Origin of the sequence: Paenibacillus sp. FSL K6-2393, assembly GCF_038002545.1 — a bacterium.
Classification (GTDB): Bacteria; Bacillota; Bacilli; order Paenibacillales; family Paenibacillaceae; genus Paenibacillus.
In genome coordinates this window covers 4954548-4977636 of sequence record NZ_JBBOCU010000001.1, presented here as the reverse complement: position 1 = coordinate 4977636, position 23089 = coordinate 4954548, and the positions used below count along the sequence as shown (strand labels likewise).

The 23089-nt window shown below is 45.8% G+C and carries 17 protein-coding genes; 12 read left to right on the top strand and 5 right to left on the bottom strand.

Going from position 1 to position 23089, the window contains the following annotated elements; all coding sequences use genetic code 11:
• Window positions 1–60 precede the first annotated feature (60 nt).
• Window positions 61–1077, top strand: coding sequence for a LacI family DNA-binding transcriptional regulator (locus MHI14_RS21900; protein WP_091032700.1), 1017 nt, complete (start codon window positions 61–63; stop codon window positions 1075–1077).
• Window positions 1078–1375: 298 nt separating this feature from the next.
• Here MHI14_RS21900 and MHI14_RS21895 read toward each other — a convergent pair whose 3' ends face one another.
• Together MHI14_RS21895 and MHI14_RS21890 are read right to left on the bottom strand one after the other, a co-directional pair.
• The gene (locus MHI14_RS21895) at window positions 1376–2440 is read right to left on the bottom strand and encodes a phosphodiester glycosidase family protein (protein ID WP_091032697.1); all 1065 of its coding nucleotides are present in this window, start codon (window positions 2438–2440) and stop codon (window positions 1376–1378) included.
• Window positions 2437–2847: a uroporphyrinogen-III C-methyltransferase gene (locus MHI14_RS21890; protein WP_017689578.1), complete on the bottom strand. Its 411-nt coding sequence runs from the start codon at window positions 2845–2847 to the stop codon at window positions 2437–2439. Before MHI14_RS21890 ends, MHI14_RS21895 begins: the two co-directional genes overlap by 4 nt.
• Before the next feature lie 439 nt (window positions 2848–3286).
• Here MHI14_RS21890 and MHI14_RS21885 point away from each other — a divergent pair, with 439 nt between their 5' ends.
• The 3 genes from MHI14_RS21885 to MHI14_RS21875 all read left to right on the top strand — a co-directional run bounded on the left by MHI14_RS21885 (window position 3287) and on the right by MHI14_RS21875 (window position 6120).
• Window positions 3287–3943, top strand: a complete 657-nt coding sequence (locus MHI14_RS21885) for a response regulator transcription factor (RefSeq protein WP_133384146.1) — start codon at window positions 3287–3289, stop codon at window positions 3941–3943.
• Window positions 3944–4079: 136 nt separating this feature from the next.
• Window positions 4080–5303, top strand: a complete 1224-nt coding sequence (locus tag MHI14_RS21880; protein WP_091032695.1) for an aminotransferase-like domain-containing protein — start codon at window positions 4080–4082, stop codon at window positions 5301–5303.
• Window positions 5304–5493: 190 nt separating this feature from the next.
• A complete protein-coding gene (locus tag MHI14_RS21875; protein WP_091032692.1) occupies window positions 5494–6120 on the top strand; it encodes an FMN-dependent NADH-azoreductase in 627 nt (208 codons plus the stop codon).
• 112 nt (window positions 6121–6232) lie between these two features.
• Here MHI14_RS21875 and MHI14_RS21870 read toward each other — a convergent pair whose 3' ends face one another.
• On the bottom strand, window positions 6233–7078 hold the full coding sequence (locus MHI14_RS21870; protein WP_339309035.1) for a DUF2161 domain-containing phosphodiesterase: 846 nt from the start codon (window positions 7076–7078) through the stop codon (window positions 6233–6235).
• 362 nt (window positions 7079–7440) lie between these two features.
• On the opposite strand from MHI14_RS21870, the gene MHI14_RS21865 reads away from it, so the two are divergent.
• The 7 genes from MHI14_RS21865 to MHI14_RS21835 all read left to right on the top strand — a co-directional run bounded on the left by MHI14_RS21865 (window position 7441) and on the right by MHI14_RS21835 (window position 18341).
• Window positions 7441–9336, top strand: a complete 1896-nt coding sequence (locus tag MHI14_RS21865; RefSeq protein ID WP_036610009.1) for a PrkA family serine protein kinase — start codon at window positions 7441–7443, stop codon at window positions 9334–9336.
• A gap of 243 nt (window positions 9337–9579) precedes the next feature.
• A complete protein-coding gene (locus MHI14_RS21860) occupies window positions 9580–10587 on the top strand; it encodes a globin-coupled sensor protein (protein ID WP_047842288.1) in 1008 nt (335 codons plus the stop codon).
• A gap of 128 nt (window positions 10588–10715) precedes the next feature.
• Window positions 10716–11720 carry a LacI family DNA-binding transcriptional regulator gene (locus MHI14_RS21855; RefSeq protein WP_091032684.1) on the top strand — a complete coding sequence of 335 codons (1005 nt, stop codon included), beginning with the start codon at window positions 10716–10718 and terminating at the stop codon, window positions 11718–11720.
• A 261-nt stretch (window positions 11721–11981) separates the two neighbouring features.
• Entirely contained in the window at window positions 11982–14804 is a 2823-nt protein-coding gene (locus MHI14_RS21850) for an endo-1,4-beta-xylanase (RefSeq protein WP_341131195.1), read from the top strand.
• 265 nt (window positions 14805–15069) lie between these two features.
• Window positions 15070–17544 (top strand): EAL domain-containing protein, encoded by a 2475-nt coding sequence (locus MHI14_RS21845; RefSeq protein WP_133384150.1) that lies wholly within the window; start codon window positions 15070–15072, stop codon window positions 17542–17544.
• 281 nt (window positions 17545–17825) lie between these two features.
• Entirely contained in the window at window positions 17826–18059 is a 234-nt protein-coding gene (locus MHI14_RS21840; protein ID WP_091032678.1) for a hypothetical protein, read from the top strand.
• Window positions 18060–18341, top strand: coding sequence for a hypothetical protein (locus MHI14_RS21835; RefSeq protein WP_091032674.1), 282 nt, complete (start codon window positions 18060–18062; stop codon window positions 18339–18341).
• A 138-nt stretch (window positions 18342–18479) separates the two neighbouring features.
• Here MHI14_RS21835 and MHI14_RS21830 read toward each other — a convergent pair whose 3' ends face one another.
• Window positions 18480–19916: a SpoVR family protein gene (locus MHI14_RS21830; protein ID WP_341131194.1), complete on the bottom strand. Its 1437-nt coding sequence runs from the start codon at window positions 19914–19916 to the stop codon at window positions 18480–18482.
• Window positions 19913–21082: a sporulation protein YhbH gene (gene yhbH / locus MHI14_RS21825; RefSeq protein WP_036609998.1), complete on the bottom strand. Its 1170-nt coding sequence runs from the start codon at window positions 21080–21082 to the stop codon at window positions 19913–19915. Before yhbH ends, MHI14_RS21830 begins: the two co-directional genes overlap by 4 nt.
• A 309-nt stretch (window positions 21083–21391) precedes the next feature.
• On the opposite strand from yhbH, the gene MHI14_RS21820 reads away from it, so the two are divergent.
• Window positions 21392–22726 carry an MFS transporter gene (locus tag MHI14_RS21820; protein ID WP_091032669.1) on the top strand — a complete coding sequence of 445 codons (1335 nt, stop codon included), beginning with the start codon at window positions 21392–21394 and terminating at the stop codon, window positions 22724–22726.
• Window positions 22727–23089: the final 363 nt, after the last annotated feature.

Sequence of the window (23089 nt, the reverse complement as noted above, 5' to 3'; positions counted from 1 at the left end):
GTAATGTGTCAGGCCTTTTGTTATGAAAGGCCTGATGAACATAACAGGGGAGCGAAGAATGTGGTCAGTATCAAGGATATCGCCAAACAGGCGGGAGTTTCCATCTCTACTGTGTCATATGCGCTGAATGGCAGCAACAAAGTGACCGATGAGACGAGTTCCAAAATTTTGGCCATTGCCAAAGAACTGAACTATGTTCCAAATGCCGCAGCAAGAACACTGAAGAAGAGGGAATCCAAAATTCTAGGTGTATTCTTGACCGATTTTAGAGGAGATGTGTATGGAGACTTGCTGAGTGGCATGAAAGCCGTATGTAATGCTCAAGGCTATGACCTGATCGTGTGCAGTGGTAAACAATCCCATCGCATGCTTCCAGAGAGAATGATTGATGGTGCGATCATTCTGGATCATACGTTTGCAAGTGAGGAACTAATGCAGTATGCCGATCGTGGGCACAAAATCGTTGTATTGGACCGTGAGATGGATCATCCCAACATTAATCAGGTTCTGCTGGATAATAAGGCCGGGGCAACACTTGCGATGGAACATCTTATTGAACAGGGACACAAGAAAATCTACGTGGTGACAGGACCGGAAGGTTCGTTTGACTCTGTGCAGCGGTTAAAGGCTGTGAGACAGGTTGCTGAACGTGAAGCCGATGTGGAATGGATTGAGATCACGGGAGATTTTGAAAAGAGTGGTGGAGAAAAAGCCGCAGATCAAATTGCGCAGGTGTATGATGGACCCGCAGCGGTATTCTGCCTCAATGATGAGATGGCTATTGGCTTGTGTGATCGTCTGGCAGACAGTGCACTTGGCGTTGGTCAGGAGATTGATGTCATTGGATTCGACAATATTGAATTGAGCAAATACGTGCAGCCGAGACTGGCAAGCATTGATTATTCCAAGCGCAAGTGGGGATCGCTCGCTGCTGAACAATTGATCAAAATTATTGCTGGAGAACCCGTCGATCATGAACGAATTTATGTCACATTAGTTGAGGGCGGGTCGGTGAGTGGGCCTATTTCGTCTGATTCGGTTATATCTATGCGGAATGACCGGGCGGTTAGCTATTGATCCCGAATACAGCAAGAGACAAGGCTTAGAAGAATCGAATCATTCTTTTAAGCCTTGTCTCTTGCTATTTCGAGGATGAAGCAATAGAAAAAGCCTCTCCGGAGAGAGGCTTGGCCTTTACAAGCCTTTTGTTTTGTCATTGTTGTAGGATGAAGTGAGAATGCCTGTAATGAAGAGAGTCAATACAATTGCAATAATCCAGAATGTCAGTGAAAATGACATGCCCTTCGCACCTCCTGCACAAGCTCATTTTCTTCTATTATAACCATTATAGGTAGAAAAGAAATGCTTCACCCTATTATTTGTAAAATAAAAAGTGTGTGGGCACCGGTCTGAGGCTGCCATCTGAAGGGTTATTCACGACCCGATTATTCAGAATAAGCGAGGATGATCCACCGCCATCCAGATTATAGGCGTCGATCACCCCAAGCTTGTACAACCTCCCTTGCAACTCTTCAAGGGTAGCACCGGAACTTCCGCCCTCATTATATCCGTCAACTACAATAATCAATAACTGATCATCCTTATAATTGCCAATGACTGTACGTGGTGCTCGTTTTGGTGATACTTTCCATTTGTCGGGAATTGCGGTTTTACGTCCATTCTGTAGCAGCACGGGTACAAACGTAGCTCCAAATTGTGGTTGCAGGCGATCCAGTGAGTTTTTGTCAAAGAACTTGCCTCCAACCAGTTTGCCGGCATCATTAAGTCCTACAAAAAACAGATCTTTGAAACTGGCCTGGAAACCGTTCACGTATTTCCCGTCCATGACGGTTGTGCTAAGTGGATAACGTTTGCCTCCACTGTCAGCAAATCCACCTGCGTTGATCCCGGCAATTGCGCCGTTACGCTTCACAGCCTGCATGGTCGTCTCAGAACGCCCAGGTTCACTGTCTAGAGCCATCTGCATGGCCGTAGGGTCTTTTAACTTGATCTTCATGGCATAGCCCTTATAGCTGCCAGGATTCACTCTGTACATTTCAATCGTTAGCCGGTCACTGTCTACCCGTTCAAATGGAACGCCAAGCTTGGATGAAATCCGTTTGTTGTAGATCGTTTCCGGACGATCCGCTTGGGCGGAAGCCTTCTGCACAAGTGTAGACATCGTACTTGTTGTTTTATTATAGAGCTGTGTCGTTCTTTTAATAGAAGAAGAAGTCTGGACAGCAGCATCTTTTGCCCCCGCAAGCTCTTGGCTAATTGCTTGGGTCCGGGGTGTAATCGTATCCTCTGACAGTTCGGTAGGCATCAAACCTCCGGGTTCAAGTGGAGGACGAAGCAGCAGCAGGCATAATATCAATCCAACAAAAGGAGCGAGTGCAAGCATAAAAAAACGATTAACCTGTTTGACGGGTGTAATCATTTGAGCAGGTCCATCTTTTTCTGGAGTGTCTCCAGTTGTTTTTTGACTTCGCTCAGCTGGGTATACAGTTTGTTGCTGTTATCCGTTTTGTCACTTGCATTATCCTTGGTGAAAGTCAGCAATTCATTGAAGGATTGAACCTGTCCCTGCAGGTCTTCTACTTCCTTAGATATCGTTGTTAGCTGATTTTCGTAGTCGGTTTTTAGCGCTGCAATCTGCTGCTGATTATGGGCTTGAAGCTGGTTAATCATCTGTTGTTGGAGATGGTTACTATAATAGTAGGTTCCAACGACTCCTAGTGCAATGAGGACAATCCACATTACCAGAAACAGCTTGATTGAAGATCCAGCCTTGCCTTTGGCGCTCCGGGTGTGATGGATGTCAGAGGACGGGGCAGATGGTTTCATATCATCACTCCTGGTCATTAATAGGTACAAAAAAATTTCCAGTCCTCATTCTATCATGCCCCTATTGATTACGCAAAAATGAAATTCTTTACTTAATAGAGTAAAAAGAGATTGCATCGGAAGGAAGTCCTAGGATACAATTTCTTATAGATGCAATAAGTAGGAACTTTGGGCAGGTTTTTCGACTTTTTTAGATAGAAATGCAGGAAATTTATACTATATTTTGACCTTTCCGGGGATGGGAAGATGGACGTCATGGTGTTTTTATAACAAAATACAGTGAAAATAGAGCTTTTTTATCGGCTGCCTCCTGTATTTTTCTGTTTTTCGACATAATCCGACCTATGCTTCTTCTATACTCGGACTGTCGCATAGACAATGGAAATATCATGATAGAAGCTAGAAGTTATTTGTCCAATACATAACAGGGGGAACAACAATGAAAAAAGTATGGCAGGTGGTCATCATAGATATCCACCCCACCAGCATGCTCGGTACAAAATTGATTTTGGAAGAGCAGCAAGATCTGACGGTACGTGGCATGACTTCGACCGGAACAGAAGGGCTCGATCTGGTGAATATTCACCAGCCTGATCTGATTCTCATGGATTATCGTCTTCCAGAGGGCCAGGCAGATCAATATATTGCCCAGATGAAGAATCTGTCAGCTCACAGTCACATCATCATTTTGACGGATGAAGACAATGTGAAGCTGTTTCGTCATCTGATGAGCCTTGGTGCAAGCGGCATGTTATCCAAACAGGCTTCCCCTAGCCAGCTGATTCATCTGATCTCTGGATTACGTGAGGGCCATGTGTCCATTCCATTGTCGTGGTTAAACAGTGCGGAGTGGGCGCAACCTGTGGAGTCTCCGACAGAAGCACGTGTCATTGAATTAACAGAAACCGAAACTTTTATCATGGAAAGAATTGTTCAGGGTGTAACCTATGATAAAATAGCGAATGAGATCAACGTTAGCAGACGTTCCATTGATAATTACCTGCGTAAAATATACGTGAAGCTGGAAGTAAGCAGTAGAGCACAGGCCATTGAACGTTATGCCTTGTATGCAAGACAAGTGAAGACGGGATCCTGACGAAACAGGTTTGTTCTTCCCATGATCACAACAGTTCTGTATGCATCCGGTCATATTCGATGGCGCGCAGGAATAGGTTGTAGGGCTGCGGACTGCGATTACAGTTTCGGAATAGGGACGAAAGGGGAACGGATCGATGAAATATTTCTTTGCTTCCCGTACCAACAGGCTTTTGTCATCACCACTGAGGGATATACGTGAGATGTCTGGCAGGGATTATTTCATTTCTCTGGCAGAAGAATTGCCTGCGGAGGAGTTGTTTCCTTTCAAATTGTTGGAAGAAGCAGCCGTGTCTGTCTTTAGTTCAGGCCCCTCCGCATTGCAATATGGAGAGCCAGCAGGCTACACGCCCCTAAGAGAGTGGTTGAACAAAGACTGGAATGCACGCAAAGGCATACGAACGGTACCCGAGCAGATTCTGTTGACCACTGGTACCCAGCAGGCCATCGATCTGGTGATGCGTCTATTGCTTGAGCCAGGAGATTCTGTACTGGTTGAACATCCCACATCTCCAGGCTGTCTTGAGGTATTGGAGATGCAAGGAGCCAAGATTGTGCCCGTAATGGGTGATCGGGACGGCATACTGCCAGACCTTTTGGAGCAACACATGCAGCAGGTTAGACCGAAGCTGCTTTTTGCTGCACCCAGTTTCTCGAATCCGACCGGTGCTTTGTGGAGTATGGAGCGGCGGGAGGCTGTCCTTGAGCTGTGTTCGCGCTATGGTGTACTGCTTGTGGAAGATGATTCTTACGGAGAGCTCCATTTCGATGGCCTTGAGCCAACGGAATTCTATCGTAAATATCCTTCACTCTTTGCACTGGATACTGCCGATCAGGGTGGACATGTTCTCTACATTGGTTCATTCAGCAAAACAGTAGCGCCCGCTCTTCGAACCGGATGGGCTGCTGGACATCCTGCGCTGATTCAGGCAATGGCCTCGGTTAAACGAATTGCAGATGGTCAGTCCAGTCCGATGAATCAGCGGCTGTTGTATCAATTGCTTGCCCATTCCCCTTTTCGTTGGAGTGATCACCTATCCATGTTGAATAGGGAGTATAAGACAAGACTCAAACTGATGCTTGAACTGTTGAAGAGACCGGGCTGGAAAGGGTGTCAGTACAACATCCCTCAGGGCGGAATGTATCTGTGGGTACAGTTGCCTGAAGGTTTGGATAGTGGCGCTCTGCTTAAGGCGGCTTTGCCCAAAGGTGTATCTTTTCTTCCTGGATCGCTATGCTCCACAGGTGTACAGGATCAACGTTACATTCGATTGAACTTTAGCCATCCAGGCCGGGATGAATTGCTGCTTGGCATGAACCTGATCAGTGAAGCCATTTCCGAATTTACGGCTCGTAGCTAAGTCAGATCAACAAATAGATTGTAGCAAAAATTAAAATTGGTTCATGACCAAAGTGATTACGTTATTGCATCCACTAACATTTTTATATATAATATGTATTAATGAGTTGTTGGTTTCTTTATATAAGCTACAATGGTGGCCAGTTCAGAAAAAGCACTCATATATTTTATTTAACGGGGGAAAATTCAACATGTCTAATATTTTATTCGTAAAAGCAAATGACCGTCCTGCAGATCAAGCAGTCAGCGTTAAATTGTACGATGCATTCTTGAGCGCATACAAAGAGTCCCACCCAGGTGACACAGTTACTGAGCTGGATCTCTACAATACAGATATTCCTTACTATGGCAACACTGTAATTACAGGTGGCTATAAAGCAGCAAACGGCATTGAAGCAACTGCTGAAGAGCAAAAAGCTGCAGCGCTTGCTGCACAACTGCAAGATCAATTTTTGGCAGCAGACAAAGTGGTATTTGCATTCCCACTCTGGAACTTCACTGTTCCGGCTCCACTGGTAAACTACATCTCCTACCTGAGCCAAGCTGGTAAAATGTTTAAATACACAGCTGAAGGCCCTGTAGGTCTCGTAGGCGACAAAAAAGTGGCATTGCTGAACGCACGTGGTGGCGTTTATTCCGTAGAGCCAATGGCTTCTGTTGAAATGTCTGTTAAATATGTAACTAACGTATTGGCTTTCTGGGGCATTCAAAACCCTGAATTGGTTATCGTTGAAGGACATAACGCTTCTGCAGATCGTGCTGAAGAAATCGTTACTGCAGGTCTGAAATTGGCTTCCGAAGTAGCAGTAAAATTCTAATAACAATCTTCTATATAGAACACATCAAAACACCTGTAGTCTCCAGTGGAGATTACAGGTGTTTTTTTTGCATTCTCATTTTTTTCACATCCGTTACTTCAGATGATTCGGTTCAGATCTTGCCTGTATTTTTTAAGTAAAACTCCGCTGCTTCAGCGATGTGTGCAAGGTCGTCCTTATTATCACCAGATACAGAATACGTTACATCGAGTTCATTAATGGTTTGTTCAATCATATCATTATCCTCAAGCATGTGTGCATGCTCGGTTAACGCCTGTACTCCCTTAATTGTCAGAATATACTTTCCGCGGGAGAGGCGTTCAAACCAGCCATAATAATTTTTTTGCAGAATCGCCGCTGCAGAACCTACACCTGTCTGTCTGGCAAGATTGGCAGGAGAGGCTTCTCCGTTCGTCCGTAGAGCGGATGCGACGCGTAAGGCCTTCTCACGATATGCGGTGACCAGCTGTCTGCGTGTACTGCCTCCCGTATTGTAGTCTCCGCTGCGTTCATCGAATTCCTTAAGCAAACGTTTCCGCCGAATACCGCTTTTGCGGGTAACTTGATTGTGGCTAGTGAGGGCCGTCTGGGCAGATGGTTCGCACAGTACATCAATCAGGGGAGCTTTGGTTTTGTAAAATGTGACAGTCAGCAGCCCCAGACCGAGTTGTCTGCATAGTGCGGTCAGTTCGCTCCAGCGTTGGTTCACAGCTCCGCGTTTGCTGCGATTACGTTCGACGGCCAGATACACAAACGGGCTAAGCTTCAATCGCTGCATGCCCTGCAACAACAGGGAGAGGTTAAATGTTTTTTTCATTTCCACAATGAGTGGTTCGTTCTGGTCCGATCTGACCCCGACGAGGTCACAATGTCTGACTTCCGCCTTGACGTCGAAGCCACGCTGCTCGAAGAAAGCCTTCACAGGCGAATATAATTCTGTTTCGTATTTCACTGCCATCGTCCGTGCTCCTTTCCAGAAGTGGCCTGTCTCTGACCATGTGTTGTCCGGTGTCCTGAATTTAGAACCCTCATTATATCATATTCGTTCTTTTTTTTCTGAAGGCACAAGATGTCTGATAGAACAGGGAAAAGCCAAAATTCGAAGCGGTTGATTGAAAAAAAAGAGGTCAACTTATCCGAATTGCCGCATAGGTATGTAATACACTTTTCACAACAAAACAAGACGTTTGGACAGAGGGTGGCGGGACTACACAGGACCGCAAGATTGGTATTCAAGCAGGAGCCGCAATTCTATTGATTTCTTCATACCATTCGGAATGGTTGACAATCACACTAAAGGAGCCATGGGAGGTACCAAGCATGAATATTTTTGAACGCGTTGCGGAACATCGGGCAGAGAGTGACCGTTTGACATGGAACGGAACATTTGAAGATTATATTGCACTGCTGAGAGAGGACCCGACTCCGGCAATGACGGCTCACGCCAGAGTGTATGAGATGATTGAATCGTTTGGCGTAGAAGAAGTAGGTGGGCATAAGCGGTACAAGTTTTTTGAACAGGAGATCTTTGGACTGGATCGTTCGATTGAAAAGTTGGTTGAAGAATACTTCCACTCGGCAGCACGTCGTCTGGATGTACGTAAACGGATTTTGCTCCTGATGGGTCCCGTAAGTGGAGGGAAATCAACGCTGGTGACGCTGCTGAAGCGGGGGCTTGAACAGTTCTCGCGGACAGAGAAAGGTGCCATATACGCCATTGATGGATGCCCGATGCATGAGGAACCGCTGCATCTGATTCCACTGGAGCTTCGTCCTGAAGTGGAAAAGGAAATTGGAGTCCGTATTGAGGGTAACCTTTGCCCATCCTGCCAGATGAGACTCCGTACCGAATATGGTGGTGATATCAGCAAGGTGCCGGTGGAACGGGTCATTGTTTCCGAAGATAATCGGGTGGGGATAGGAACGTTCAGTCCATCCGATCCGAAATCACAGGATATTGCCGATCTGACGGGTAGTATCGACTTCTCCACCATTACCGAGTTTGGTTCCGAATCCGATCCACGTGCCTATCGTTTTGATGGGGAGTTGAACAAGGCGAACCGTGGACTGATGGAGTTCCAGGAGATGTTGAAATGTGATGAGAAATTCCTCTGGAATCTCCTGTCGCTCACGCAGGAAGGGAACTTCAAAGCAGGACGCTTCGCTTTAATCAGTGCGGATGAAATGATTGTGGCGCATACAAATGAATCGGAGTATAAGTCTTTTATCTCCAACAAGAAGAATGAGGCACTGCAATCCCGGATGATTGTCATGCCGATTCCGTACAATCTGAAAGTGTCCGAGGAAGAGAAAATCTATGCCAAGCTCATTCAGCAAAGTGACATGAAGCATGTTCATATTGCACCGCATGCACTGCGGACTGCAGCCATTTTTTCGATACTTACCCGCTTGAAGGAAACGAAGAAACAAGGCATGGATCTCGTTAAAAAGATGCGCATGTATGACGGTGAGGAAGTAGAAGGTTATAAAGAAGCCGATCTGCGCGAGATGCAAAATGAGTATTTGGATGAAGGGATGTCCGGCATTGATCCACGGTATGTTATTAACCGGATCTCAAGTGCTTTGATCAAGCAAAATCTTCAGTGCATTAACGCGCTGGACATTCTGCGGGCGATCAAAGACGGTCTGGACCAACATGCCTCGATTACAAAGGAAGAGCGGGAGCGTTATCTGAACTTCATTGCTCTTGCACGTAAGGAGTATGATGAACTGGCCAAGAAGGAAGTGCAGAAAGCATTTGTGTACTCATTCGAGGAATCCGCAAGAACGTTATTCGAGAATTACCTCGATAATATTGAAGCATTCTGCAACTGGTCCAAGATTCGTGACCCGCTCACGGATGAAGAGATGGACCCGGATGAGCGTCTAATGCGATCCATTGAGGAACAGATCGGGATCTCCGAGAATGCAAAGAAAGCGTTCAGAGAAGAGATTCTGATCCGAATCTCGGCATACTCCCGCAAGGAGCGCAAGTTCGAATACAGCAGTCATGACCGTTTGCGTGAAGCGATTGAGAAGAAGTTGTTCACCGATCTGAAAGACATCGTCAAGATCACAACCTCAACCAAAACACCGGATGCAACACAATTGAAACGTATGAATGAAGTCATTAAACGCTTAATTGAGGAACATGGATACACCGCAGCCAGCGCGAATGAACTGTTACGTTATGTGGGCAGTCTGCTTAACCGCTAATCGGCAACGAACCATTCCGGATCAGGCTCCTGATGCCTGTTGTGAGGCTCCTTCACAGCAGGGTCAGGGCCTTTTTAATTACATGAAGGTCATATTAATCTAAAAAGCTGACAAATAAGGTTAATTTTAAAGAGAATTAGTTCTAATGGTATATGTATATTTAGGTATTTTAGTCTATAATCAATACATATATTTACAATTTAAAGTAATTTAGTGTTTATTAAGGAGCTGACTGAACCAGATATGAGCAGTATTTCCGCAACAAGACAGAAGCAACTTGATTACATGGGATTAACCGCAGGGGATCTAAAACTGCTTGCCGATCATCGGCCTGTTTTTAAAAAAGTCGTTAATGAAGTGGTAGATCATTTCTACAATCATGTGGGAAATTATCCTGAATTGGTAGATCTGATCGCTCGATTTTCTACCATTGATCGTCTAAAAGAAACACAGAAGATGTACTGGTTATCGATGACGGATGGAATCGTGGACGACGCATATATTGAGCAACGGATTGCAATTGGGCTTGTTCATTCCCGTATTGGCCTGTCCGAAGATTATTATCTGGGTACCTATATGGTATACCTAGATATTGCAACGAGCATATTCCAACAGGTTATCCCTGATTCCTGGCATCTTGTCATTCAGGCGCTCAGCAAAATGTTTAATCTGGATTCACAGCTTGTCCTTGAAGCCTATGAGAAGAAAGAAAAAGAAAAGTTACATCAGCTTGCCGATGACCAACAACATACGTTGCAGGCGATTACGCAGATTACCCAAGAGCTTACAGGCATGATTAGTGAATTAAATGAGAGTGCAATGGCTATATCGAGTGTAGCCAAAGAAACAGCGGCTTCTCAGGATCAGGCTCAAGTTCTGCTCACGGAATTAACAGGGGAGATCCAGCAGATCGGAAAAATGGGTGAACTCATTCGCGAGATATCGGATCAGAGTCATCTTGTCGGTCTGAATGCAGCGATTGAAGCTGCTCATGCAGGAGAGTTCGGACGTGGCTTCGAAGTGGTTGCCAGTGAGGTGCGCAAGCTTGCAGCCAGTTCTCGGGACGCCCAGGGTAAAATTCAGTCTAATCTGGAGCAGATCATGAAGAAACTGAGCAGTGTGCAGCAGGAGTCAGATCATACCTCTCGCGGAGCACGTAGCCAAGCTTCACGCTCGGCTGAACTCGCTGTATTTGCAACAACAATGGAGAAACTGTCTCTGGATTTGAAGAATCTGGAACAGCAGGAATAGAGCTTAAAAGCATTAGGAACCTTCCATACCGTTTCAGGCTGTTTTAAGCTATAATGGGTAGACAAACCTGCCGATGTTATAGAAAAGCAGCCGGAGACAGGGGATTTGAAAGAGGTTGAGGTGATCAGATGGCTTCTATCCATGATGTAGCCAAGGAAGCGGGAGTATCTGTTGCAACCGTTTCCAAAGTGATAAACGATTATCCTGATGTAAGTGAAAAAACACGCAAAAAAGTCAATATAGCCATCGAATTATTGAAATATCAACCCAATGTGGTCGCACGTGGACTTGTCAAACGCCGTTCATGGACGGTGGGAGTACTGTTAACGGTTCCGTTTACGAACCCTTTTGTGTCGGAGTTGCTGGAAGGGATCAAAACAGCGCTGGAGAACAGTGGATATGATCTGGTCCGGTTGTCTACTCGATTCGATGATCCGGCGTACTCGTTCATCAAACATTGCCGCAGTCGTAATGTGGATGGGGTTGTGGTATTCGGGGAAGGCAGAGAAAACGCGAGTATTCAGGAACTGGTGGATGCAGAGATTCCAACGATGTTTATCGATACGGACATGTTGGGCAAGCGTGCCGGTTACATTACTACGGATAACGCGAACGGGATCTCGATGGGTGTCAAACATCTGCATGAGCTTGGGCACCGCAAAATTGCCTATATCTCAGGGACACTTGGACCTGCCGTAGCCAATCTGCGATTGGAAGGATATCGGGAAGGGCTGCGAGAATGCGGCATCCCGTATTCTACGGTATATCTGGAGATCTGCGATTATTCCTTCGACGGAGGAAGCAAGGCTGCCCGACGATTGTTGGCACTTCAGGATCAACCAACGGGAATTGTCTGTGCATCAGACATGTCTGCGTTTGGTGCGATTCATGAAATTGAAAAGCATGGACTGAGTGTACCAGAAGATATCTCGGTTGTCGGGTTCGATAACACGTATTATGCTGAGGTATTCAAACCGGGGTTGACCACGGTGAATCAGAATATCTATTCCATCGGCATTAAGTCCATCGAATATCTGATTGCGATGATCGAGAATCCATCTTATTCTCCTCCTGTGGTGACGGAACCTTCCAATCTGGTCATTCGTCAGACGACAGCACCCTTAAAAGCCTAAATAGTAAAGATGTTTACACGAAGCACAGCTAATAAGCTGTGCTTTTTGTCGTTCTATATCTGATTTGGAAACATATGGTTTATGGAGTGGTGCAAGTCCTATAGTTTAACGGGTAAACAAAGTTCGCTGGCAATCGTATAATGAAAGTGCTTTCAATTTCTATTGAATAACGTCTATCCAATCCTGCACAACGATCTTGTAAAGGGCTGGCGCATGACAGAACAAAGGTTACTCTTCACAACCAACCAAGGAGGAGATCGGATGCATTTGAGAAAATGGTGGAGCTTGTGCTTGTCGGCTGTATTGATCTTCAGTTTGTTCCCAAGTGTGGGAACAGGAGGGACACGTGTTTCGGCAGCGGACGTTAAGACTGGCGATGATGAAGTGCTGTTCGAGGCTAATTTTGAAGATGGTGTATTGGGACAATGGCGTCCACGTGCGAGTGAAAAGCTAGATATCGTAACGCAAGTAGGTCACGACAGTACACGCAGCCTGAGAACCTCTTCCCGTACCGAAACGTTCCATGGACCCTTAATTGAAGTAATAGACCATGTACAAAAGGGCAGCACGGTTCATATTTCGTTTTGGGCCATGTACGATGAAGGACCGGACAGTCAGGTCATTAACGGTTCGCTTGAGAAAGAGTACAATAACGATGCTTCAAGTCGTGAATATGCTACGTTTGCCTCTGCAACTCTGAACAAGGGACAGTGGAAAAAAATCGAGGCAGATGTGGTGATCCCTGGTGAAAATAGCGGCATCACTGGATTCCGCATGTATGCAGAGACACCTTGGAAGACGTCAGCGGAAGTGACGCCGGCGGATACAATTACATTTTACGTGGATGATGTTCTGATTACGGAAGCCGAAAAAATTGAAATAGAGCCAAACATTCCGAATCTAGTGGATGTTGTGGGACAACACTATGCAATGGGAGCGGCAATCGACCAGTCTGCACTGGATGCAGAAGATCCACATTCCCAGTTGTTAACGAAACATTTTAATAGTATTACAGCGGGCAATTTTATGAAAATGGATGCGATGCAACCAAAGGAAGGGCAGTTTGTCTGGTCAGAGGCGGATCGTCTGGTGAACTTCGCCGAAGCAAATGACATGGAGGTAAGAGGTCATACGCTGTTATGGCATAGTCAGGTGCCGGACTGGTTCTTTACCGATCCGAATGATGCTTCAAAACCTGCCACGCGGGAACAGTTGCTTGCACGGATGAAAACTCATATTCAGACCATCGTGACTCGTTACAAAGGAAAGGTTCATACATGGGATGTCGTCAATGAAGTCATCTCAGACGGAGGCGGCTTGCGGAATGGGGCCAGTAATTCCAAGTGGAAAGATATTATTGGGGATGTGGATGGCGACGGAGATGACAGTGATTACATTGAGCTGGCTTTCCGATATGCACGCGAGGCTGACCCTGATGCGGTATTGGTGATTAATGACTATGGAATGGAGGGCAATGGAAACAAGCTGAATGATATGGTGAAGCTTGTAGAGAAGCTGCTTGCTAAAGGAACACCGATTGATGCGGTTGGATTCCAGATGCATGTATCCATGTACGGACCGGATGTAAAGCTCATTCGTGAGGCTTTTGAGAAAGTGATCGCTCTTGGTGTGAATGTACAGGTTACAGAGCTGGACGTTTCGATCTATTCAAGTAATTCTGAACTGGAGATGCCTGTCACAGATGAATTAATGCTGCAACAGGCTTATCGTTATCGTGAACTGTTCGACCTGTTCGACGAGTTAGGAAAACGCGGTGTAATGGACAGTGTTACGGTCTGGGGACTTGCGGATGATGGTACATGGCTTGACAATCATCCAGTCAAAGGACGCAAAGATGCACCGTTGCTGTTTGATCGTAAATTGAAAGCGAAACCGGCCTATTGGGCACTGGTGGATGCTACCACTCTTCCGATCTATCGTAATGAATGGACAGCACTTAAGGCCAGCCCTTCTTTCCCGAATCACAAAGGACAGGAAGATATTCTTTGGGGTGCTGTGAAAGGACTTGAAATTAATCATCTGGCAGATGGTACATCTGCTGTTACGGGTGAGGCTCGTATGATGTGGGATGCCAAAAAGGTGAATTTACGAGTGGAAGTGAAGGATACCACACGTCGCAAAGGGGATCAGGTGCAGGTTTTCCTCGCGGAAGAAGTCAAGGGGACAGGCGCTGCAACTTCTGAAGCTGATCTGTCTGCCAAGAAGAAAAATCCGTCGTCTGCAAATGGTCAATATACATTTAAACGGGATGGCGGTAAAGGCAAAGATAAAAATACTTACAACGTACAGGAGACAAAAACCGGGTATGTTGTATACGCATCACTGCCTATGTCAGCTGCTTTACTTACCGAAGGCCAGGTCTTGTCTCTGGATTTTCGGATTACGGATGAACATGCTGCTGGAAAGACAGCGACCATTGTTTGGAATGATATTTCCAATCAGCAGCCCGACAAACCAGCCAACCGGGGCAAACTGAAGCTCGGTTCTGTCTTGAAACAAACCAAGGTCACTTATGGCAAACCTGTAATTGATGCAAAAAAGGATAACGTCTGGAAAAAGGCTGCATCTGTTAAAACGGATGTCTGGGTGGTCGGAAACTCCGGTGCAACGGCAACTGCACAGCTGTTATGGGATGAGAAATACCTGTACGTATTGGCAGATGTGACGGATCCTTTGCGAAGCAAATTAAGTTCTAATGCACATGAGCAGGATTCGATTGAGATTTTTATCGACCCGAGCAAAGATCAGACAACATTCTATCAGGAGGATGACGCCCAGTACCGGGTCAATTTTGATAATGAGGCTTCTTTTGGAGGAAATGCACGTAAAGAAAGCTTCAAATCAGCTACTCGATTAACAAGCGGAGGGTATACAGTTGAAGTGGCAATCCCACTAGATAGCGTTCGTGCTGAAGGCCAAAGATGGATTGGATTTGATCTGCAAGTTAATGATGATGGCGCGGGGGATGGCAAGCGAAGCAGTGTGTCCATCTGGAGTGATTCATCAGGTAATTCTTATCAAGATACTTCCGGTTTTGGCAGTCTGTTACTGACTCGCAAATAGAATATTCAGTTGTAAATTAGAATATGAGAATGTTAGCTATTCGACATCGTATATCTGGAAATAAGTGTTGATTTTAAATGCTGGGACGTTTAGACTATATACATTCAAATAAACGGGTTCCAATGTATGACAACGGCTTCAACTAAGTCTGTGGTCACGAGTCAAATGATGCGGAGGGAGTGCCTGTCATCCAGACAGCGCACTCGCTTCTTTTTTACATTTTTGCATACATACAAGGCATTTCCCGGTTGAAAGGACAGAGTGAGTGGAGCACCTACATGGTACGTACAACTTAGAACTTGTTATTTTATCCTATATTATTGCATCGTTAGCTTCATACGCAGCCCTCGACCTTGCAGGCCGTGTAAGTCAGGCCAGCGGGATGGCGCGAAATGTATGGCTTACCTGCGGAGCAGTCTCGATGGGGTTGGGAATCTGGTCCATGCATTTCGTAGGTATGCTGGCTTTTGTTCTGCCTACGCAAGTCTCCTATTCCACCGGTAAGGTTGTTTTATCTGTTCTACTTGCTATTGTCGCATCGGGAGTGGCCTTGAACATTGCGGGTAGACAATCGGGCAGGATAAGCAAGCTCATGATTGCTGGAGTGCTGATGACAGCGGGGATCAGCTCGATGCATTATGTGGGAATGGCAGCGATGTCAACTCCGGTTACGTATGAACCAGGCAGAGTGGTGTTATCCATTCTGATTGCAGCGCTTGCTTCCTTTGCAGCATTGTGGCTTATGTTTTTCTTCCGTTATCATCAATCAAGACATACCTGGGTTTACAAGATGGGCAGCGGTCTCATTATGGGTATTGGAATCTCTGGCATGCATTATACCGGGATGTCAGCCGCACATTTCCATCACTCACATGGCTCGATGGCAAGTTCAGGTATGCAGATTGAGCCAGGCATTCTCGCCTACTTGATCGCATCGGGCACATTTATTGCTTTGGGCTTGACGTTGTTTGGCATATTTATCAATCAGCGAATGTCACAGAAAGATCGACGGATTCATGAGAATGAGCAATGGTATCAGGCCCTGTATCATAACCATTCGGATGCTATTATTTCAGTGAATAAGGAAGGTATTGTCAAAGGGATTAATGCTGCTGTAACAACAATCACCGGATATCCTGAAAAAGGGGTCATGGATCGTTCCATTGATGAGATCGCTCAGCAAATCGATATCCAGTGGATAAGTGAATTTGATTCCATCGATTGGGATGATCATGGACTGGAGCAGGCGCACTACATGGCCAAAATGAGAGACGTACAGGGTGAACTTCTGGACCTTAGTATTGTTGTAGTTCCTGTTGTCATTGATGGCAGACATGTGGGAAGTCACATTTTGATCAAAGACGTTACGGAGGAGAAACAGGCTCAGGAGAAGATTCGTCACCAAGCTTTGCATGATCCGTTGACGGGGTTGCCCAATCGGCGCAAGTTGGATGATGTGCTGGCTTGTACGATTCACGATTCAGCAGAAAAAGGGAATTCTTTTGCCGTTATGGTGATGGATATAGATCGTTTCAAGATGATTAATGACTCGCTGGGACATTCCATTGGAGATGTATTTCTAAGAGAAGTCAGCAGCCGGATCATGAAAGCCATAGAAGCTTCTGATCCCTTGGCTATGGAGAATGTCATGCTGGCCCGGATGGGCGGTGACGAGTTCACACTCGTTGTGACCCAGGATCAAGCGACAGAAGTAAGAGTGGCAGAACTTGCAAAACAGATTGTTGAAGCCATTCAGTTACCTTATCGACTGAAGGAAAATGATTTTTATGTGACCGCCAGCATTGGGATTGCGATGTATCCGGATCATGGAGTGGGCGTTGATGCTTTGCTGAAACATGCGGACTCCGCCATGTATGAAGTGAAGAAAAACGGCAAAAATGGCTTCCAATTCTACACTGCCCAACTGGATTCCGAACTATATGAACGCATTGAGCTGGAGGGTTATCTTCGTAAAGCTTTGGAACGCGATGAGATGGTCCTATACTATCAACCACAGATTCGTACCGAGGATAGCCGCATGATTGGTGTGGAGGCTCTTATACGTTGGAACCATCCACTCAAAGGTCTGCTCGCACCCAATGTGTTTATCCCGCTTGCAGAAGAGACAGGCATGATCTATGAGATTGGCAACTGGACGCTGCGGGAAGCTTGCAGACAGATGAAGCTCTGGCACGCGAGTGGCGGACCGCTCATTCCGGTATCGGTTAACTTGTCCAGCCAGCAGTTCCACCAATCCAACTTGGTAGAACAGGTCAAGAATGCACTCTTAGAGACAGGGCTTGAGTCCCGATATCTGGAGCTGGAAATAACAGAGAGCATGATGATGGATGCAACGGTATCTACGGCGATTCTGAATGAACTGACAGCACTGGGTGTCAAGATCAGCTTGGATGATTTCGGTACGGGATACAGTTCACTGAGTTATCTGAAGCATTTCCCGATTCACAAGCTTAAGATTGATCGTTCATTTGTGACGGACATTACGGAGAGTCATAGCGATCAGGCCATTGTGGCGACCATTATATCGATGGCACAGAATCTCAAGATGGAAGTGATTGCCGAAGGCATTGAGACGAAAGGCCAACTGGATATTCTGATGCAGAATGATTGCCGGGAGATACAGGGGTATTATTTCAGTCGTCCACTGCCAGCAAGTGAAGTGGAGCATGATTTTTTTGTGCCGCTGCGATTGCAGGGTAATGGTGCACCACTGGTATAATCAGAGTGAACATTTCAATTAAAGGATCTTACAGTTTAGCTGAAGTATATCTTAAACGGCAAATCCCCAATCACGTATAGGGAACTTGCCGTTTTAGTTTTTAGAGCAGTTTGTAAGGGGAATGATTAGAAAAGAGGGAGTTAAAACCTGGTATATTTTATATGATTGATATTATTGGTAATCCTAAAATTGATGGCTGAGATGCAACATGGTTGTATGCTATAATTCAGGTAAAAGTTCTATTTAGCAGTTTAGCAATATCATTGAAGGAGGTTGTGAGGATGAATTTTAGTCTTAAAGCTCCTGATGGGACCGTCATTGAATCCTATGAGAAGGATCATAAGGAATTCATTCGTATTGCTGGTCTGGAATATGAAATCTATAACCCGGTGGATGAGCTAGACTCCGATCCGGAGATACGGCAAATGATTGAAGCTTCTGAGAAAGACATAAAACAAGGCAAGCTGTATTCAACAGATGACTTGATTGAACTGGTGAAGCGTGGTGAGCTGTAATTGATGGTTCAATGGACCGCCACGGCAATGAACCGACTTCGCCAGATCAAAAGCGAACATTTTAAAGATCAAGAAACGATGGAATACAAAATTAATCTCATTCGCCGTGTTGAAGAGAAGATTGTTACTATGGGAACAATGCTGCCGTCTCGTGAGTACCGCAACACGTACTACTGTTTTGTGGATCGATACGTTGTATCTTACAAGCTGTTGGACAACGGTGAGGGATATGTAATCACTTCTTTTAAGCATGGTGCAATGAAACGTAATTTTAAATATTAATTTTATAAATGCCAAGCGGCAAGTTCCTGTGTATGTCGGGAACTTGCCGCTTTTTTAGGTCTTATCTTTTATTAATCACTAATCTCACTCATGATAAGAGCATTTATATTTTAGTTTCAAATAGGATAATTTACAACCTCACAAAAACTTGCGGTGGTGTTTCTTACCATCATACGTAAACCAGATTGGTTTATCCTCGACACGTGTCTCCACATGTACGGTACGTCCCCAGAGGCGATACAGATAAGGCAGGGTGCGTTCCATATATTTCAGATCCAGCTCGATGCCCTCATATTGGTGTTTGAGCACGAGTTCACCGGTCCGAAGATAGTCAGCATCTTGCACGACTAAGTAAGGGGAGCCCCCGTTGACACGTGAAAATACGAGCTGATCCCGTATGTTCTCCCAAGACTTGTCGGTGATTTTCCAGTCCGGCCCTTTTTTCTCAAATACGTAGAGGTCGAGATCCTCGGTTAATTGTTTGGTCATGTAATTGCGGATAAAGGAGGTATCGGAATCGAATTCACGCACCTCGAACATTTTGGCGCGACCTTGCCCTGGTTTGCGGCCCCAACGTTCCTGTTCTTCACGGGTTGGGTTATCCCAGCGCCGTTCAATATCCTCGAAAATCTTCAGTCCCAAATAATACGGATTCAGACTTTGTTTCGATGGCTGCACCACGGAGGAGTTGAGTTTCGCAAATTCGATCGTATCCTCACTGTTCAGATCGAGTTCACGGATAATGCGTTGATGCCAGTAGGAGGCCCAGCCTTCGTTCATGATTTTGGTTTCCATCTGTGGCCAGAAATATAACATCTCTTCACGCATCATACTCATGATATCCCGCTGCCAGTCGGTCAACACTTCCGAGAATTCCTGAATAAACCACATGACATCCTTCTCCGGTTCAGGCGGAAAGTGATGGACCTGAATACCTTCGGCGGGTGCTTCTTCCGTCTGCACATCATCAAGCGACCATAGATCATCATAGCGACCTTCCGGCCGGGGTGCTTTCTCACCGCGCTGCTCCCGCATTTTCATTTCCATGTAGCGTTGTTTGTCCAAATGGCGGGGTTTAATGAGTTGTGGGTCCACATGTTCCTGAATCGCGATCACGGCATCGATAAATGCTTCAACGGCTTCCGTTCCGTACTCCATCTCATAATTGCTGATCCGATCCGCCGTAGCGGCCATACTTTCGACCATATTCCGGTTGGATTTGGAGAAGCGGGCATTGTTTTTGAAAAAATCGCAGTGTGCCAATACGTGGGCTACGATCAATTTGTTCTGAATCAGGGAATTGCCATCCAGCAGGAAGGCATAACAAGGGTTGGAGTTGATGACAAGCTCATAAATTTTGCTGAGTCCAAAATCGTATTGCATTTTCATCTTATGAAATGTTTTGCCAAAGCTCCAGTGGCTGAATCTGGTCGGCATGCCGTAGGCTCCAAATGTATAAATAATATCCGATGGGCAGATTTCGTACCGCATGGGGTAATAATCCAGGCCAAAACCATCGGCAATCTCCATAATCTCGGCAATAGCGTATTCGAGTTCGCGGATCTCATCTGTCATCTAACGCTGCCTCCTTCCCGTTTCTGGAAAAAGCTGCGCAAAGCTTTGTACACTTCGCCTTTTTCTTTGATCACATAATACATGAACTGATCCATCTTGATATGACGATAAGCCGACATCAGTGTACTGCTGCGGTTGTACTGATTCACTTCGCCGTATCCAAACATATTGCTACGCTTCATCAACTCACCGATCAGCTTCACACACCGTTCGTTATCCGAGGTCAGATTATCCCCGTCAGAGAAGTGGAAAGGGTAAATGTTGTAGCTGGAAGGCGGATACCGGCTGTCAATAATATCCAGTGCCTTCATATATACAGAGGAGCAGATGGTGCCTCCGCTCTCGCCACGGGTAAAGAACTCTTCTTCGGTTACTTCCTTGGCTTCCGTATGATGGGCGAGGAAAACAATCTCAACTTTCTCATACTGACGGCGTAGAAAACGAGTCATCCAGAAGAAAAAGCTGCGCGCGCAGTATTTCTCAAACGAACCCATGGACCCGGATGTATCCATCATGGCAATAATAACGGCATTGGATTGTGGAATGATTTTGTCTTCCCACGTCTTGTAGCGCAGGTCATCCGGACTGATGTGATGGATGCCTGGCGTACCGGTCGTTGCATTACGACGCAGATTCTCCAGAATGGTACGTTTCTTGTCAATATTGGACTGCATGCCTTTTTTGCGAATATCGTTGAAAACTACCGTATGTGTCTCAATCAGGTCTTTGTCTTTCTGCTTCAGATCGGGTAATTCCAGCTCAGCGAAGAGCATATCTTCCAATTCCTCGATACTAACTTCGGCTTCCACAATATCATGACCAGGCTGATCGCCGGCTTTTTCACCTTTGCCGGGTTTCTGCGAAGCAGATGGATCACGACCGATGACGTCTCCGACCTGACTGTCACCGTCTCCTTGACCGACATGTTTTTGCTTCTGGTAGTTATACACAAAACGGTACTCATCCAGACTGCGGATTGGTACCTTGATGATTTGTTTTCCATCAGACATGATGATGTTTTCTTCCGTAATCAGATCAGGCAGATTCTGCTTGATGACATCTTTCACCTTTTGCTGATGGCGCTGTTGGTCCTGGTACCCTTTGCGGTGAAGCGACCAATCTTCCTTCGACACGACGAACGAGTAAGGCTGGTGTGAATTTGACATGTAGGCACCCCCCATTGATTACGCGGCACAGTTTGGCCTGTCGGTAATTAAGTATATTCACGGGCGAGGACGATATGTGATGAGAGTGGATATAAAATGATACAATTACGCAAGTTCACCTCGGAGGTGAGGTGAGTCGTAAGAACAGAACTGCACCATTTTTTACAGAAACAGTGAACAAGTGTGATATCCTTCCTTTACAATAGGAGAAAGACATCGATCTGGCATCTAATAGAGGTTGTTTATAAAGTCCACTTAGACTTGTTGAACTCGCACTAATTTAGAGATGCATGTAAAGGAAGGATTTATGTGAATAAAAAGGCGATCAAGGCTTGGATTATGTATGATTGGGCCAACTCGGCTTATGCGACAACTGTGCTGGCCGCAGTACTGCCTGTATTCTATGCTTCGGTGGCTGCAGCAACGCTGGATACGGATACCGCCGCCTCCTACCTGGCCTATACACACTCCATTGGCATGTTGTGCGTAGCTCTGCTAACACCGTTGTTAGGCACGCTAGCTGATTTGTCAGGACGGAAGGGCGACTTCCTGCGTGTATTTGCAATTATAGGCGTCCTTGCTACATTGGGATTCAGCGCAATCGGTGAAGGGGACTGGTTCCTTGCTTCCGCGTTGCTGGTCATATCCACGATTGGTTTTGCGGGTGGTAACACCTTTTACGATGCAATGCTGCCGGATCTGGTACCCGTGGAACGAAGGGACATGATATCCTCCAAAGGTTATGCCTATGGTTATATTGGAGGAGGTTTGCTGCTTGCAGTGAACCTGCTGATGATTCAGCAACCGGGCTGGTTCGGGATGAGCAGTACACTAGCAGGCACAAGACTTGCTTTCATCTCCGTCTCGTTGTGGTGGTTGCTGTTCTCGATACCGATCTTTCGCCATGCTCCGAGACGGCCTGCATCACCGGATCTGCCCGGAACGTGGACAGGGTATGCTGCGGTGGGCGTACGCAGACTGCGGCAAACCTTTCGTCAGATGCGGCGTTTTCCCCAGTTAATCCGCATGTTAGTGGCTTTCTGGTTTTTTAATGACGGCATTAATACCATCATTCTGATGGCTACGATCTATGGGACAAGTATAGGCATAGGCACAGCCGACCTGATGCTCGCGCTACTGTTAACCCAGTTCATCGGGTTCCCGTGTACATTGTTACTGGGAGCATGGGCACAGCGTTGGGGAGCAAAGCAGGTATTAATTGTTAGCTTATCGGTCTACATATGTATTGTGATTCTCGGTTATTTCATGACACAAGCGATCCACTTCTATGTGCTCGCCGGGTTGGTTGGTGTCGTGCAGGGTGTGAGTCAATCCACAGCGCGTTCCCTGTTTAGCAATCTGATGCCAGCAGGCAGAACAGGAGAGTATTTTGGTTTTGTGAATATTACAGGCAAATTCTCTTCGATCTTTGGTCCATTTGTGTTTGGTTATGTTGGGCAGATCACGGGTTCCACGCGTTGGGGTATTCTGTCGCTCATCTTCTTTTTCGTCGCGGGAATTGCTGTATTGTTAACCGTGAAGGTACAGAAGGGGATGCAGGATGCTACACGGGCAGATCAGGAAGAAGAGCGAACTAGGAGCGTTGGAGCTCCTGGGAAAAGTTCAGATGTAAGGTTTACCTGATGGTTGTTCACCCGTTTTCATATTAAGTTTCTCAACGGATTACGTATGGCTTCAGGCATTGTTCCTCACAGAACATGTCTGGAGCTTATTCGCGTTTGTGCAATCAGAACATAATTGATCATGAATAAGTGCTTAAATGACAGACAGCAGAATACAGTGAAAGAGTATGAATTTATGAAAAGGTGAAAATAAAAGATTGACATGATACATTTTGTATCATAGAGTAAAACTATAAATACATATTGTATCTGAGAGTTGTCGAATGTAACCATGTGTTTTGCTTCATTCCCGGGTGAACTTCCGACGGAATATTGCAAAATGCTGACCTATAGCGTGCATATTACTCGTTTTGCCAAACACAAA